Source organism: Sphingomonas sp. ABOLH (genome assembly GCF_003951715.1).
Taxonomy (GTDB): domain Bacteria; phylum Pseudomonadota; class Alphaproteobacteria; order Sphingomonadales; family Sphingomonadaceae; genus Sphingomonas; species Sphingomonas hankookensis_A.
Window position 1 is genome coordinate 13,591 of the sequence record NZ_QQWV01000028.1, and the last position, 14,287, is coordinate 27,877.

Here is a 14,287-nt window from a genome sequence, read left to right on the forward strand (position 1 = left end):
CCCGCGAAGGCGGGAATCCATAGACGCCGACGTTGCAGCTCGATCCGTGACGTCAGCGGATATGGACCCCCGCCTACGCGGGGGTGACGATCAGGGGGTGGCCGCCGCCAACGGCACATCGAACGGATACGCAATCTCGACCCAATGCGCCTCGGCATCCGACGTCCCGGCATAGAGCCGGGTGACGCCCCCGATCTGCTCGATCCCCGACGAAAACACCACATCGATCAGATCGGGCCGCTTCGCCGCACCCGGCCCGAACTGCCCGCGCCCGGCGATCAGGCTCAGGTCGCGCCAGCGCCGGGTCGCCGGATCGAACACGAAGGCGACGGCATAATAATGCCGCGCGCTATGGATCGTATCGTCCTCGAAATAGGCCGCGTGCGCGATCAGGCCGATTTCGCCGTTCGCCAGCAGATGCACTTCGTTGACCCCGCCCCAGTCGAGCGGGTGAAACATGCCCCCAAGCATCGGTGCGGCGTCGATCGCCTCGACCGACAGCGCATCGAGCGAGGGGACCTCGGTATATCCGATCGTGCCGCGCCCGCCCTTGGCCCCACGCGGGCGGGTGAATACCGCGACGCGCCCGCCGGCGAGTTCGCACAACCGGATGTCCTTCATACCCAGCGGCCCGGCGAAGAACGGCGTCAGCGAGAAGATGTCGGCCCCGCGATAAAATTCCGTCCACCATTCGGGCAGCCCTTCGCCGAAGCGGACCGCGACGCCGCCGAACACCAGCTCGCCGCCGATGAAGGTGACGAACGGGTCCTGTAGCGGAAAGCGCGGCGCGTCGGGGATGGGATGCCACACGCCGTCCACTTCCTCGAAGAAGACGGCCAGCGAATGTTCGCTGTCGCGCGGTTCGACCCGCCCGGCGATCACCCGCCGTCCGGCCGATACGAACGGCGCGGAGATGTTGTAGACGTCCAGCCCGTCGAACTCGGCGAAGATCAGCCGCTCGGTCCGTGCCGGCGTCGCCCCCTGCGCAAAGGCTTCGTAGCGGGTGCGGACGCGCGGAATGTCGGTTTCGTGCATCGATCCTCCGTGCATCACAGCCCCATCGCCTGCCAGAGTTTCCCCAGGGAAACCGTGCCGAGCGCCATCACCCGGTCGGCCCCCCCATAATAGACGCGCAGTTCGTCGCCCTCGACCAGCGCGCCGCAACTGAACACGACCTGGTCGAAAAAGCCGGAGACTTCATAGGGTTCGACCGGCTCGGCCAGCGGCTGTGCAAGCCGCGCGACGATCACGCGCGGGTCGTCGCGGTTGAGTAGCAGCGCCCCGAGGCTGTAGCGCTGCTTCGCATCGACGCCGTGATAGATTTGCAGCCAGCCCTTGTCGGTCTCGATCATCTGCGCACCACCGCCGATCTTCATCGCCTCCCACCCATCGCCGCTGCGTCCGCACAGGTGGCGATGGTCACCCCAGTGGAGCAGGTCGGGCGACTTGGCGATCCAGATTTCGGGCGTGCCGAGGTGCAGCGGCGCGGGGCGGTGCAGGCACCAGTAATGGCCGCCGATCCGCCGGGGGAACAGGCACACGTCGCGATTGTCGGGGGCATGGATGATGCCCAGACGCTCGACCGACACGAAATCGTCGGTGACCGCCAGCGCGGTCGCGATGCCGAGGTCGGACACCGCGGTATAGTTGATGTACCACCGCCCCTCGATCACCGTGATCCGCGCATCCTCGCACCCGAAACGCTCGCTGCGGTTGGCGGGAAACAGGAAGGGCGCGTCGTCGACTACGAAGGTCGCGCCGTCGCTGCTGCGCGCGAGGCGAAGGTGCGACAGCGAGGTCAGGAACACCTCGCGCGGGTCGGCGCGGGAGCGCACCATGCGCGGATCGCTGAAATCATAGGCCGGATCGTCGCGGCGGAAGCTGCGGGTGGTGCAGCCCCATGCGCCGCCTGCCTCCTCCAGCAGCGGCACGATCACCGTGTCGGGATCGTCGGCGATCACGCTTTCGGCGACGCGGACGAGCAGGATCGTCTCCTCGCCATAGCGGGTGACGCCGGCGTTGAACGTGCCGTCGATCCGCCAGCCCGGACGGCTCGGGCGCACGGTTTCGGGCGCGACGATGGGGTTGCGCGGACTACGCTGTAGCATGGGGGCGTCCTATTTGAGCGAGAGCGACATGCCTTGCAGGAAATGCCGCCGGAAAAGGAGGAAGAGCAGGACCAGCGGCAGCGTCTGCAACACCGCGCCGGCCATCACCGGCCCGGCATAGCCGCCATATTGCTTGCTGAACGTCGCCAGCAGCACCGACAGCGGCATGCGGTCGGTGTCCGAAATCGCGATCAGCGGCCACAGGAAATTGTCCCACGTGCCGGTAAAGGTGAACAGCGCGACGATCGCGATGATCGATTTGTTGAGCGGCACGACGATCTTCGTCACCGTCTGCCACAGGCTCGCGCGGTCGAGCCGGGCGGCGTCGAAATATTCCTCGGGCATCGTCCTGAACGACTGCGCCATCATCCAGATGCCCCATCCCGACATCATCGACGGCAGGATCAGCGCCCACAGGCTGTTGAGCAGGCCCATTTCCTTGACGAGCACGAACAGCGGCAGGATGAACATGCTGGTCGGGATGACCATCTGCAGCAGCAGGAAATCGCCGAACATCTTACGCCCCGGAAACCGCATCCGCGCGAGCGCAAACGCGATGAAGCCCGAGGTCAGCAGCACCGATGCGGTCACGGTCAGCGTCACCAGCGCCGAGATGCCGAGCGCCCCCAGGAACGGCCGGTCGAGCTTGTCGGCGGTCGCCAGCAGGAAGGCGAAATTGTCGAGGGTGAAGTCCCCTTCGAACAGGGCGGTGTTATAGATCTGCGCGTCGGGTTTGAGCGACGCGGCGACCATCCAGGCGAAGGGATAGAGCCAGGTCAGCGCCAGCGCATAGATGGCGATGGTCGCGATCCATCCGCCCACGCTGCGTTTGGCAAGGAACGCCTTCATGCCAGCACGACCTTTCGTTCGAACAGCCGCCGGGCGAGCTGGACCAGACCATAGGTAACGAGGGCGACGACGATGCTCATCATCGCCGCATGGCTCGGCTGCAACCGCCGGAACGCGGTTTCGTAGATCATCATCTGCGGCGTCGACGTGCTGTCGCTGGGGCCGCCGCCGGTGATGATGAACGGTTCGGTGAACAGGCCAAACGATACGAGGATCGCAAAGGTCAGCACCATCATCAGCTGCGGATTCATCATCGGCAGCGTGATCCGCGTCAGCCGCGTCCACGGCCCGGCATGGTCGAGCCGGGCGGCGTCGTAGATTTCCTTCGGGATCGCCAGCAGCCCCGAATAGAGGATCAGCCCATAATAGCCGACGAACTTCCACGCGACGACCAGCGCGATCGCCAGCATCGCCAGCGTCGGATCGTTGGTCCACGGCACCCGCACGCCGAAATTGTCGAACAGCATCGTGTTGAACGGTCCGGTCGAGCTGAACACCTTGGCGAACACCAAAGACAGCGCGACGCCCGACGACACGTTCGACAGCAGGAAGCAGAGCGCCACGAACCCCTTGCCGCGCCCGACATGCCGCAACCCGAACGCGACGACCAGCGCGCCGCCGAACGCGATTGGCAGATAGAAGCCGAGGAACCGCACCACATTCCACAGCGATTGCAGGAATTGCGGGTCCTGCAGCGTCATCAGCAGGTTGCGTGCCCCCGTGAACACGGGTTCGTCGAAGAAGCGCCACTGCGTCACCGACAGCTTGGCCAGCCAGAAGAACGGATAGGCCCAGAAGACAGCGGTGAAGAGCAGATAGGCACCGGCCAGCGACAGCCCGATGACGGCCTCGCGCGACCATGGCGCGCGTTGCTTCGTTGACGGGAGCTTTCTCAACAAGAGGCACCTCCTGTCCCGACCGTTGGGAAACCTTGATGAAGGTCGGCCGCTTCGCCGCGCACTTGCCGTACCCCCGCGCAGGCGGGGGTCCAGAGCCAAGCAAAATAAAGGCTTACGACCGGTGCCCTGGACCCCCGCCTGCGCGGGGGTACGGTACGCGGCTGTGGTCGGGACTTCCGCAAAGCTCCCGCCGCGCGCGACACGGGTTCGCCTGTCCTCATGCCTGCACCTCCAGCATTCGGTCGGTCCGCGCGACGGCATCGGCAAGGGCAGCGGCGGGGCGGGCGCTGCCCAGCATCAGCGGTTCGACCAGGCGCGCGCTCATGATCTTCTGGATATCGATGGTATGTTCGGACAGCGCCGGCGGCCGCGCGGTCGCGACATTGGCGGCATAGGCGCGGGCGATGGCGTTGCCGCGATAATAACCGGCAAAGGCGGGGTTGGTCAGCAGGTCGTCGCGTGCCGGGGACAGGCCGGTGCGCTGCAACCACAACAGGTTCAGCGCCTCCTCGCCCAGCGCCCAGGACAGGAAGGCGAAGGCCTCGCGCTGCACCCGGCTGCTGCGAAAGATCACCGCACCCTTGCTGTCGGAAAAGGTCGAGGCTGGCAGGGGGCCGACCGCCGGGGCGATCATCGGCCCGACCGCGATCCGCTCCAGCGTCTCGGGATAGATGTTGGCGAACCGCTCGACATCCCACGGGCCCCGCACCGCGCCGGCGGCGAGGCCGGACACCAGCGGCTCCTCGGCATCGAAGTCGAGCGCGGTCCAGCCCTGCCGGTACATGCGGTCAATGAAGCCCGCCGCCTGAAGACCGGACGCATTGTCATAGAGCGCATGGTTGCCCGCCAGATAGGGCTGCCCCCCGCTGGCGGCGTAATAATAGGAGATATAATCGAACCAGCGATCCTGCCACGCGCGCCCGGCGATCACCTGCATCCCGTAGCGCGACTGGCGCACGGCATAGGCTTCGCAGAAGCGATAGACGTCGGCATAGGTTTTCGGCGGTTCGCCCAGCCCATGCTGGTCGAGCAGGTCGGCGCGCCACCACAACAGCGTCGGGCTGGAATAGATCGGCAGCGCGGGCACCTGTCGCCCCTGCGTCCACCCGGCCATGATCGTGGCCATGTGCCGCCGCTCGACCAGCGCATCATAGCCCGGCATCGTCGCGAGATCGACGACCTGCCCGAGCGCGGCGAGCTGCACCGCAAAGCCCGAAAAGACGTTGGTGCACAGATCGGGTTCGGTGCCGGCGACCAGTGCCGACAGCACGGTATCCTCCGAATTGCCGGCGGTGGGAATGGTGGTGAAGTCGACCGGCAGGCCGAGGCGCTCAGCATTCCAGCGCGCGACGGCGATCTTCCAGAAGCTCTCCTCCGCCGCATTGGGCGCGATCCATAACAGGATGCGGTCGGTGCGCTTCTCCGCCTTGCGTCCTCCGCAGCCGGTGAGCAGCGCCGCACCGCCGAGCGTCATCAGCAGGGCATCGCGCCGGGTGGTCATGGCAGCGGCGTGCCCGACAGGACGGTGAGCGCAAACAGCCCCTCGATGGTCGATTCCGCGCCGGAATTGGGGTTGATCTGCCCCGCGGCGACGATGCCGTCATAGGTCCGCCCGGTCGCGGGGTCGTAGACCGGGCGGTTGGCATCGTTGACGCCGGTGAACCAGCGGCCGAGCGCGGTCGCGGTGGTGCGATAGCGCGCCTTGCCGGTCTGGCGATGGGCTTCGGTCGCGGCGAGGATCATCGGGGCGAGGCCATAGGCGATCTGCGGGAAACGCTGTTGGTCGCGCGCTACATATCCCTTGTCCGTCCGCGCCACGGTGAAGGACGACCGCATGCCGGTACGCAGCAGGTACGGGTAGAAATGATCGACCTCCCGAAGCGCGCTTTCGGTGAAGTCGGGTCGGTTCAGCGCCTTGCCGGCGCGCAGCAGCGCATAGGCCTGCACATTGCCCCAGGCATGCCACTGATTGCGCCAGCTGAGATGCACGCCATGGGGGAAGCGCTTGGCGTCGCCCGCCTGCATCTGGACCAGACCGTCACCGATCCGGCCGATCAGCGCGCGGGTCGCCGGGTCCTTGGTACGAGTGTAGTGGGGGAGCAGGCCGAGCAGCGCGGTCGATCCGGCATCGGCGCCGGACTCCAGCGGCAGCCAGATGGGCACGATCAGGTTGGCGACGCGGACGGTCCCGTTGGCGGCAACGGGCAGGTCGCGCTCGAGGTTCGCGACCAGTCGGTCGGCGGCCGCGCGGGCGCGCTTCGCGGTGTCGGGGGAGAGGTGGGGCAGGGCGGCCTCCAGCCCCCAGAGCGCGCGGAGCGACCACCAGTTCAGCTCGGCCAGCGAGGTGCGGTATTCGCGGTTGATCCGGCCGTCGCCCCACAGGAAATTGTGGAAATAGCCGTTCTCCGCCTGCATCTTCAGGACGAAGCGGGTCAGCATCTCGATCTGGTGGCGGCGCTTCGCGTCGGGAGCGCCGGCGGCGAGCAGGACGATCCCGCGCGCCACATCGTCGACGCAGGTATAGCCCTCGCGCGGTTCGATGGCGAAGCGATAGTCGGGCGCCTCGCTGTAGATATGCAGGATGCCGACCCGTTCGCCGTCCAGATCGCGTTCGGCGTAGAGATGGTCGAAGTGTGCGAAGGTTACGCGTAACGACGATTGTTCGGCCGCTGCAATCGTTTGCGGGCGGGCGAGGGCCGGCGATGGGGCGAGCAGGGCCAGCGCCAATAGGAACGCGGCGCGGGGGGTGTTCGGCTTGGCGGCCATGTGCCGGTCGCTCCTCTCCATCGTCCCCGTTTGCCGGGTGGCGTGTTTATCGTTAAACATTGGTGGTTGCGGCTGTCAAGGTGGCGGGTTAGTGGTCGGGAAAGACGGTGGAACCACCACCCGGAGAGGAACCATGGCCCGCGCGAAACGTGCCACGTTGAAATCGATCGCGTCCGATCTGGGCGTCACCCATACGTCGGTGTCGAATGCGTACAACAACCCGGCCAAGGTGTCGGCGGCGCTGCGCGACCGGATCCTCGCCCATGCGGCGGAAGTTCACTATGAGGGGCCGAACCCGGCGGCGCGCTCGCTCAGGACCGGGCGGTGCGGCGCGATCGGGGTGCTGTTCAACGACCAGCTGAGCTATGCTTTCACCGACGCGCACGACATCGCGTTCCTGCGCGGCATATCGTCGGTGTGCGAGGAGGAGGGCGCCAACATCGTCCTGATTCCGCTCAAGGACAAGCATCCCGAACGGTTGGACAATCTGACCGCGATCGTCGACGGATACATACTGAACGCGCCGTACAAGAGCCATCCGACGATCCGCAAGGCGCTGGCGCGCGGGCTGCCGACGGTGGTCGTGGACTTCGACGCGCCGCAATTGCCGAGCGTGCTGACCAACGACCGCGAGATGATGCGCAGCGTCGTTTCGCACCTGATCGACCTTGGCCATCGCAACATCGCCATCGTCACCTTTCCGTGGTCGCAGGACCATGGCGAGCTGTTCGCGCTCGACCGCGACGTGTCGGACGAGAATCATGTGGTACACGAACGCGTGCTCGGCTGCCGCGACGCGTTCGATGCGGCGGGCGTGCCGGCCAAGGGCATCCTCGTGTGCGAGACGCCGAACGACGAGGAGGGCGGCGCGCGGGCAGTCGACCGGCTGCTCCGGCGGCAGCACGACCTGACCGCGATGGTCTGCTTCTCCGACCGATTGGCCTATGGCGTCATGGCGCGGTGCGATGCGCTGGGGCTGTCGGTGCCGCGGCGCATGTCGGTGACCGGCTATGACGGGATCGACCCGCCCGGCCGCCCGCGCGAGGGGTTGCGGTTGACCACCGTCCGGCAGAACGCCTTCGAGAAAGGCCGCCGCGCCGCCGAAGCCCTGCTGCGCGAACCGGGCAAGGCCGGATCGCCGATCCGCATCGCCGCCGAATTCGTGGGCGGCGACAGCAGCGCCGCCGCATGGGAGCTGGAAACCGAATGAGCGCATTGCAGCTTCAGGGGCTGACCAAATCCTATGACGGGGTCGACACGATCCGTGGCATCGACCTGGACGTCGCGGCGGGCGAGTTCGTCGTGCTGGTCGGGTCGTCGGGCTGCGGCAAGTCGACCGTGCTCAGGATGATCGCGGGGCTTGAGACGGTCAGCGGCGGGCAGATTCGCATCGGCGGGCGCGACGTGACGCGGGTGCCGGCGTCGGACCGCGGCGTGGCGATGGTGTTCCAGTCCTATGCGCTGTACCCGCACATGACAGTCGGTGAGAATTTGAGCTTCGGTCTCAAGAATATGCGGGTGGCCAAGGCGACCATCGCCGAACAGGTCGCCCATGCCGCGCAGGTGCTCGAACTGGACGCGCTGCTCGACCGGATGCCCAACCAGCTGTCGGGCGGGCAGCGGCAACGGGTGGCGATCGGCCGCGCGATCGTGCGCAATCCCGACCTCTTCCTGTTCGACGAGCCGCTGTCGAACCTCGACGCCGATCTCAGGGTACGGATGCGGCACGAACTGGCCGCGCTCCACCGGCGTCTGGGCGCGACGATGATCTATGTGACGCACGATCAGGTCGAGGCGATGACGCTGGCCGACCGCCTCGTGATCCTCGACAAAGGGCGGATCGCGCAGGTCGGCACCCCGCTGGAAGTGTATGACCGGCCGGCCAATGTCTTCACCGCCGGCTTCATCGGCAGCCCGCGGATCAACCTGTTCGACGCGGTGGTGGTCGGGCGCGAGGGGGGCGTGACCCTGTTCGACATGGCCGGGGGTTTGCGCGTCGGATCGGCCCGGGGGGCGGCGCTGGCGGTGGGCGCGCGGGCGACGCTGGGGCTGCGGCCCGAACATGTGACGCTGACGGGCGGTGGCGACGCCCTGGCGCTGCCGATGGCGATCGAGGCGGTCGAGGCACTGGGCCATTCGACCTATCTCTATGGCGCGCTGCCGTCGGGCGATGCGTTCCGCGCGAAGCTGGACGGGCATCATGCGGTAGCGGACGCGATCACGCTCCATGCCGATCCGGCGCGGATGCTGGTGTTCGATGGGGACGGCAACGCGGTCGATTGAGGCGGTGTCGGGCCGGGTTTGATTCACGCGGAGGCGCGGAGGGCGCGGCCTTTCGCGTCTTCGTCGGCGTCGGGGTAGAAGAAGGTTAGATTTCGGGCAGAGGCGCAGAGGCGCGGAGGGGTTGCGTTTGTTGCCACCGCGCACGATCGGCAGACGACTGCACCCGCTGTCGGCAAGGGCGAGGCCGCTGGCGCGGGTAAGGTGGCCCCGGACGCACCCTCTCCGCGCCTCTGCGCCTCTGCGCGAAATCTAACCTTCTGCTTCTTCTTCGCGCCTCCGCGCCTCCGCGCCTCCGCGTGAACCCTGCAACCGAAGCCGCTATTCGACCCGCTGGTTACACCCGCCAGCACGTGAACGCACCCGGCAGCTTCGGCCAAGCGCGCGGCATGATAAGGCGAGACATCGACCGCCAAGAACCGCGGCGGAAGGCCTGGCACATGGAAAAACAGGCTGAAACGCCTTTGTCGGACGATCGGTTCCATCTTAACCAATTGATAGTCGGGCCAGGCTATGATTTAGCCACGCAGGCGGCGGGCCGGGGGGCAGCCGCACGATGCAGGCACAAGGATCTGGCGCGCGATGGTCGAGACGGCGGTGTTCACTTACGGGTTGCTGGCCAGCTTCGTGCTGTCGGCCGCCTCGCACAACAAGCGCGCCCAGCGCCCGAACCCGGCGATCATGAACTATATCGGCTATGTCCTGTTCGGCATGTCGGTGGCGGCGGCGGTGCTGCTGACCGGTTATGCGCTGTGGGAGCTGATCTGAGGCTGTAGCGGTCGACGTCGTTCGATTTGGGGCGAATCTTGCCATTCTGGCAATGGTGCCTATATTGCACCGCAAGCTGGGAGTGCTGATTCGTTGGTGCGCTGAACGATTGTTTCACCTGGCTTACCGATTTCGGCAGTTGCAGGGCGGGTCTTTCGGGGCCCGCTTTTTTTTCGGGATGTGGCCGTGCACCTGCTCTACCTCGATGAATCCGGGCACGCCCATGACCCGAGCACGCAGTTTTTCGTACTCGCCGGGTTCAGCGTCTTCGAGCGCCAGACCCATTGGCTGGAAGGGCAGATCGATCCGGTCGCGGCGCGCTTCAGTGCGACCGATCCGCGCAGCATCGAATTTCACGGAAGCCCGATGCGCGGCGGGCAGGGCGACTGGAAAGGCGTTCCGCCGCAGGACCGGGTGCAGGCAGTCGTCGACATTCTGAACCTGCTATCCGACCGGCAACTCAAGCTGCGCGTTTACGCCTGCGTCATCGAAAAGGCGCTGATGAACCCGGAGGACATTCTGGCGACGGCGTTCGAGGACGTCGCGACCTGTTTCGACGGCTATCTGCGATCGCTGTACCAGCAGGGAAATCCGCAACGGGGGATCGTGATCCTCGACAAGAGCAATTACGAAGAGAAGATCCAGTCGCTGTCGCATGTCTTCAAGCATGTCGGTCATGCCAGCGGCCAGTTGCGGAACTTCGCCGAGGTGCCGCTCTTCCTCGACTCCAAGGCGTCGCGCCTGATCCAGATGGCCGATCTGATCGCCTATTGGATATTCCGCCATTTTCAATCGGGCGATTCGCGCGGCTATGATCTCATCCGGCCGTATTTTGCCCGATTCGGTCCGACGGGCGCCGGGGGTTCGGGATTGAAGGAACGGATCGCGCCGGCGACCGCCGCACGGCTCGCATCGTTGGGGCCGCCCGCGCATCCCTTCCCACGCCCGACCGTTTGAAGGCGAGCGACACGCGCCCGTTCGCGACGCTCCGGCATGCAGCGCGACCCGGGTCGCGTCCGGGATGACGGCGATGCCGCAGTCTCCACGACATGACCCGGGACAGGGACGCCGGCGAAGGCATCCATCCGGTGCCCCGACCCCCACGGTACGCCACCGCACAAGACCGCTTGCCGCGCGGTTGGTTGATCGTTAAACCTCCTCAATCTTCCGGATGATGGCCGCACGAACGGCTGCGACGCGGAAGCGATAGGGAGAGGATACGGCATGTCATCCGTGAAGCGGTTCCGCTTGCTCAGCCTGGCCGGGTCGGCCATTTTGCTCGCCACCACGCCCGCGCTGGCGCAGGTACCCGCCCAGACCGCGCCGCCACCGCCGACCGCGCCCGATGGCGCGGTGCAGGATGCGTCGGTGGCGAGCGAGGAGGGTGACATCGTCGTCACCGGCCTGCGCGAGAGCTTGCGGCGGGCGACGGATATCAAACGTAACGCCGACAATATCGTCGATTCGATCGTCGCCGACGATATCGGCAAGCTGCCCGACCAGAATATCGCCGAGGCGATCCAGCGTATTCCCGGCGTCACCATTTCACGCGACAACGGCGAAGGCCAGTTCATCACCGTGCGGGGCCTGGGTCCGGCGTTCAGCAGCGCGCTGTACAATGGCCGCATCCTCGCGACTGAGAATCAGGGGCGCGAGTTCAGTTTCGACATATTGCCCGCCGAGCTGATCAACCGGGTCGATGTGTCGAAGACGCCGACCGCGTCGCAGATCGAGGGCGGAATCGCCGCGACGGTCGACATGTACACCGCGCGCCCGTTCGATTTCAAAGAGGGCAAGATCGCGCTGTCGGCGCAGGCCAATTACGACAAATTGCGCGGGCAGTTCTCGCCGCAATTTTCAGGCCTGCTCAGCAAGACGTTCGGCGACGGCGATTTCGGCATCCTCGGCGCCTTTTCGTACATCGACCGCAAGATCGAGGGGAAGCGCATCTTCACCGACGGGTGGGAGGCGAACCAGTCGCTCGACCTGAACAGGGACGGCACGCCCGAATTTCGCGGGGTGTCGATCCCGACCTATGTCGAATGGGGCACCAACCGCACCAGTCGCAAGCGGATGTCGGGCCTGCTCACCGCGCAGTGGCGGGCGAGCGACGCGCTGCTGTTTACGCTGGACGGCCTCTATTCGAAGCTGGACGTGAACGACGATAACAAGGTGTTCTTCGTCTATGGCGGCCCCGGCGACGTGACCGCGGCGACGGTCGACCAGAACAATACCGTCACCAGCTATACCGGCATCGCGTCGGGGCCGATGTTCACCAACCAGATTCGCCCGCGCCTTGCGACGACGTATCAGGCGGGCGCGAACCTGGCGTGGACTCCGTCCGACCGGTTGACCGGCACGGTCGACTTTTCGTGGTCGAAGGCGACCGACGATACCGGCGGCAACCAGGCGTGGTTCGAAAGCAACCTGGCGACGCCCAGCTATTCGCCCGCCGGCGTCAAGTTCGCGATCGGGCCGACGGGGATGCCGGTCTATACGGGCCTCGGCAACATTCTCGACACGTCGAACGCGCGCGCCGGGTTCCTGACCTATGAGGGCGTCAGCGTCGAGGACGAGATTTATCAGGGCAATACGAACCTGAAATGGAATGTCGACAGCGGCATCCTCCGGCGGATTTCGGGGGGCTTCAACTTTTCGGACCGCAAGAAATCGCGCTTTTCGTTCAAGACCCCCGATGCGCTGCAATGCCTGTATTGCGGGGCCGGGGTGTCGATCCCGTCGAGTGTGTTCACCGGCACGGCGGATGCGACCAACTTCCTCGGCACCGGCATGTTCGAGAGCGCGTACCCGACCTATGCCGCCGCCGACCTCGCGAAATATCTGCTGAGCGATGCGGCGATCAACCAGCTGGCGAACCCGGCGGCGGCGCGCGCGGCGCTGGCGGCCAATGGCGGCGGCTTCGGCGTGATCCCGGTGCCGGGTAACAGCGGATCGGCGCAGGAGCGGACCATCGGCGGCTATGTCGAGGCATCGTTCGGCGGCGATTTCGGCTCGCGGCCGTGGAGCGGCAATATCGGGCTGCGCTATACCCGCACCGAGGTGACGTCGCGCGGGTTCGGGCAGGAGATATTGGGCTTCACCACGCCGGCGGGCGGGGGCGATCCGATCGTCAACCTGTCCAACCCGCAGCCGATCAGCGAGCAGGGGTCGTACAGCCAGCTGCTGCCGAGCGCGAACTTCAAGCTGGACGTGTTCGAGGATGTCGTGTTCCAGGCGGCGGTCGCCAAGACGCTGACCCGCGCGACGCTCAGCGACCTGCTGCTAATCCGCAACATCAACCCGCGGCCGCGCGAACGGGCGATCACCGACGGCAATCCCGGCCTCGAACCGATGATCGGGTGGAATTACGATGCGGCGCTGACCTGGTATCTCGACCGCTCCAGCTTCCTGAGCGTCGCGCTGTTCGCCAAGGACCTGAGCAACATCTCCGAATCGGTGACGACGACGATCCAGGTGCAGGGCCTCGATTTCCGGCGGACGCGGCCGGAAAATGTCGGCAGCCGCAGCTACAAGGGCATCGAGTTTTCAGGCCAGTACACCTTTACCGGGCTGCCCGAACCGCTCGACGGGCTGGGCGTGCAGGCGAATATCAGCCTCGTCGATCCTGACGCGACGACGTACAATGCGGTGGCCTTTTATGAGAAGGGGCCGCTGCAGGCGCGGATCGCGTATAACTGGCGCAACGCGTATCAGCAGACCGAACAGGGCAATCGCGGGCAGCCGGTGAATGTCGATGCGTACGGCATCTGGGACGCGAGCATCAACTATGCGGTCAACGACAAGCTGACGCTGTTCGCGCAGGGGCTCAACCTGTTCAACGAAAAGACGTTTCTGTATTCGGTGTACAAGGAGCGGGTGATCTCGTTCGAAACCTATGGCCCGCGCTACGCGCTGGGGGTTCGGTTGAATTTTTGAGGGGTTGGCCGAAGGGGGCGCTGTCGAAGAAGCGGGACCCCGGGTCAGGCCCGGGGTGACGTCGGTAGGTTTGGCGTATGTCGTCCGCTGCCCCGACCGTACCCCCGCGCAGGCGGGGGTCCAGAGCCACCGGCGGTATCGTGCGTTGCCCTGGATCCCCGCCTGCGCGGGGATACGGTTGGTGGTGGGGTTCCGCCCTACCGCGCCGACCGGCACAGATTGGCGCGGGCGGTCTGTTCGAGTTCCTCCAGTTCCGCCACCGTCTGTTCGAGCGCCTGGCGTTGCAGGTTCAGCGCGTCGATGCGGGTGCGGCAGCGGTCGGCAAGCGCGTGCATCTGTTCGTCGTTGCCCGCGTCGCTGCTGTAGAGATCGAGAAACTCCTGGATTTCGCGCAGGGTGAAGCCCAACCGTTTGCCGCGCAGGATCAGGCGCATCCGCACGATGTCGCGGTGGCTGTAGGCGCGGTTGTTGCCGACGCGGACCGGGTGGATCAGCCCCTTGTCTTCATACAGGCGAAGCGTGCGCGGGGTGATGCCCAGCGTGTCGGCGACGGCGTGGATGCCGCTCAGTTCACCATCCATCGCTGCGTCCCCGTCGGCCATTGCATCGCGTCCATCTACCCTATAGGTAACATAGCTATCCTATGGGGCATATGTCCATGGCAGACATGGACCGACATTC

At 65.9% G+C, this 14,287-nt stretch carries 12 protein-coding genes; 5 read left to right on the forward strand and 7 right to left on the reverse strand.

Annotation, left to right across the window (positions count from 1 at the left end; all coding sequences use genetic code 11):
* Positions 1 to 90 precede the first annotated feature (90 nt).
* From CA237_RS13075 to CA237_RS13100, 6 genes are all read right to left on the reverse strand, one after another.
* Positions 91 to 1,035, reverse strand: coding sequence for a DUF1861 family protein (locus tag CA237_RS13075; RefSeq protein ID WP_126014336.1), 945 nt, complete (start codon positions 1,033 to 1,035; stop codon positions 91 to 93).
* Between the two features lie 14 nt (positions 1,036 to 1,049).
* Positions 1,050 to 2,108 (reverse strand): glycoside hydrolase family 130 protein, encoded by a 1,059-nt coding sequence (locus tag CA237_RS13080; protein WP_066694014.1) that lies wholly within the window; start codon positions 2,106 to 2,108, stop codon positions 1,050 to 1,052.
* Positions 2,109 to 2,117: 9 nt separating this feature from the next.
* The gene (locus tag CA237_RS13085) at positions 2,118 to 2,957 is read right to left on the reverse strand and encodes a carbohydrate ABC transporter permease (RefSeq protein WP_066694018.1); all 840 of its coding nucleotides are present in this window, start codon (positions 2,955 to 2,957) and stop codon (positions 2,118 to 2,120) included.
* Entirely contained in the window at positions 2,954 to 3,853 is a 900-nt protein-coding gene (locus CA237_RS13090) for a sugar ABC transporter permease (protein ID WP_066694023.1), read from the reverse strand. Before CA237_RS13090 ends, CA237_RS13085 begins: the two co-directional genes overlap by 4 nt.
* Positions 3,854 to 4,073: 220 nt before the next feature.
* The gene (locus tag CA237_RS13095) at positions 4,074 to 5,357 is read right to left on the reverse strand and encodes an ABC transporter substrate-binding protein (RefSeq protein WP_066694026.1); all 1,284 of its coding nucleotides are present in this window, start codon (positions 5,355 to 5,357) and stop codon (positions 4,074 to 4,076) included.
* Positions 5,354 to 6,622 (reverse strand): hypothetical protein, encoded by a 1,269-nt coding sequence (locus CA237_RS13100; protein ID WP_066694031.1) that lies wholly within the window; start codon positions 6,620 to 6,622, stop codon positions 5,354 to 5,356. Before CA237_RS13100 ends, CA237_RS13095 begins: the two co-directional genes overlap by 4 nt.
* Before the next feature lie 133 nt (positions 6,623 to 6,755).
* Between CA237_RS13100 and CA237_RS13105 the strand changes: the two genes are divergently transcribed.
* The 5 genes from CA237_RS13105 (at position 6,756) to CA237_RS13125 (ending at position 13,606) form a co-directional block, all read left to right on the forward strand.
* On the forward strand, positions 6,756 to 7,832 hold the full coding sequence (locus tag CA237_RS13105; protein WP_066694033.1) for a LacI family DNA-binding transcriptional regulator: 1,077 nt from the start codon (positions 6,756 to 6,758) through the stop codon (positions 7,830 to 7,832).
* Complete coding sequence (gene ugpC / locus CA237_RS13110; RefSeq protein WP_066694035.1) at positions 7,829 to 8,905, forward strand: sn-glycerol-3-phosphate ABC transporter ATP-binding protein UgpC; 1,077 nt, start codon at positions 7,829 to 7,831, stop codon at positions 8,903 to 8,905. Before CA237_RS13105 ends, ugpC begins: the two co-directional genes overlap by 4 nt.
* 579 nt (positions 8,906 to 9,484) lie before the next feature.
* Entirely contained in the window at positions 9,485 to 9,670 is a 186-nt protein-coding gene (locus CA237_RS13115) for a hypothetical protein (protein WP_066694036.1), read from the forward strand.
* Positions 9,671 to 9,856: 186 nt separating this feature from the next.
* Positions 9,857 to 10,627, forward strand: coding sequence for a DUF3800 domain-containing protein (locus tag CA237_RS13120; RefSeq protein WP_066694084.1), 771 nt, complete (start codon positions 9,857 to 9,859; stop codon positions 10,625 to 10,627).
* Positions 10,628 to 10,894: 267 nt separating this feature from the next.
* Complete coding sequence (locus tag CA237_RS13125) at positions 10,895 to 13,606, forward strand: TonB-dependent receptor (protein WP_066694039.1); 2,712 nt, start codon at positions 10,895 to 10,897, stop codon at positions 13,604 to 13,606.
* Positions 13,607 to 13,803: 197 nt separating this feature from the next.
* Here the strand turns inward: CA237_RS13125 and CA237_RS13130 are convergent, their stop codons facing one another.
* Positions 13,804 to 14,208, reverse strand: a complete 405-nt coding sequence (locus tag CA237_RS13130) for a MerR family DNA-binding transcriptional regulator (protein ID WP_066694042.1) — start codon at positions 14,206 to 14,208, stop codon at positions 13,804 to 13,806.
* Positions 14,209 to 14,287: the final 79 nt, after the last annotated feature.

What these genes read in the sequence shown, in the direction of transcription:
- CA237_RS13075 (WP_126014336.1), bottom strand. Translation starts at nt 1,035, where the DNA reads ATGCACGAAACCGACATTCCGCGCGTCCGCACCCGCTACGAAGCCTTT.
- CA237_RS13080 (WP_066694014.1), bottom strand. Translation starts at nt 2,108, where the DNA reads ATGCTACAGCGTAGTCCGCGCAACCCCATCGTCGCGCCCGAAACCGTG.
- CA237_RS13085 (WP_066694018.1), bottom strand. Translation starts at nt 2,957, where the DNA reads ATGAAGGCGTTCCTTGCCAAACGCAGCGTGGGCGGATGGATCGCGACC.
- CA237_RS13095 (WP_066694026.1), bottom strand. Translation starts at nt 5,357, where the DNA reads ATGACCACCCGGCGCGATGCCCTGCTGATGACGCTCGGCGGTGCGGCG.
- CA237_RS13100 (WP_066694031.1), bottom strand. Translation starts at nt 6,622, where the DNA reads ATGGCCGCCAAGCCGAACACCCCCCGCGCCGCGTTCCTATTGGCGCTG.
- CA237_RS13105 (WP_066694033.1), top strand. Translation starts at nt 6,756, where the DNA reads ATGGCCCGCGCGAAACGTGCCACGTTGAAATCGATCGCGTCCGATCTG.
- ugpC (WP_066694035.1), top strand. Translation starts at nt 7,829, where the DNA reads ATGAGCGCATTGCAGCTTCAGGGGCTGACCAAATCCTATGACGGGGTC.
- CA237_RS13115 (WP_066694036.1), top strand. Translation starts at nt 9,485, where the DNA reads ATGGTCGAGACGGCGGTGTTCACTTACGGGTTGCTGGCCAGCTTCGTG.
- CA237_RS13125 (WP_066694039.1), top strand. Translation starts at nt 10,895, where the DNA reads ATGTCATCCGTGAAGCGGTTCCGCTTGCTCAGCCTGGCCGGGTCGGCC.
- CA237_RS13130 (WP_066694042.1), bottom strand. Translation starts at nt 14,208, where the DNA reads ATGGCCGACGGGGACGCAGCGATGGATGGTGAACTGAGCGGCATCCAC.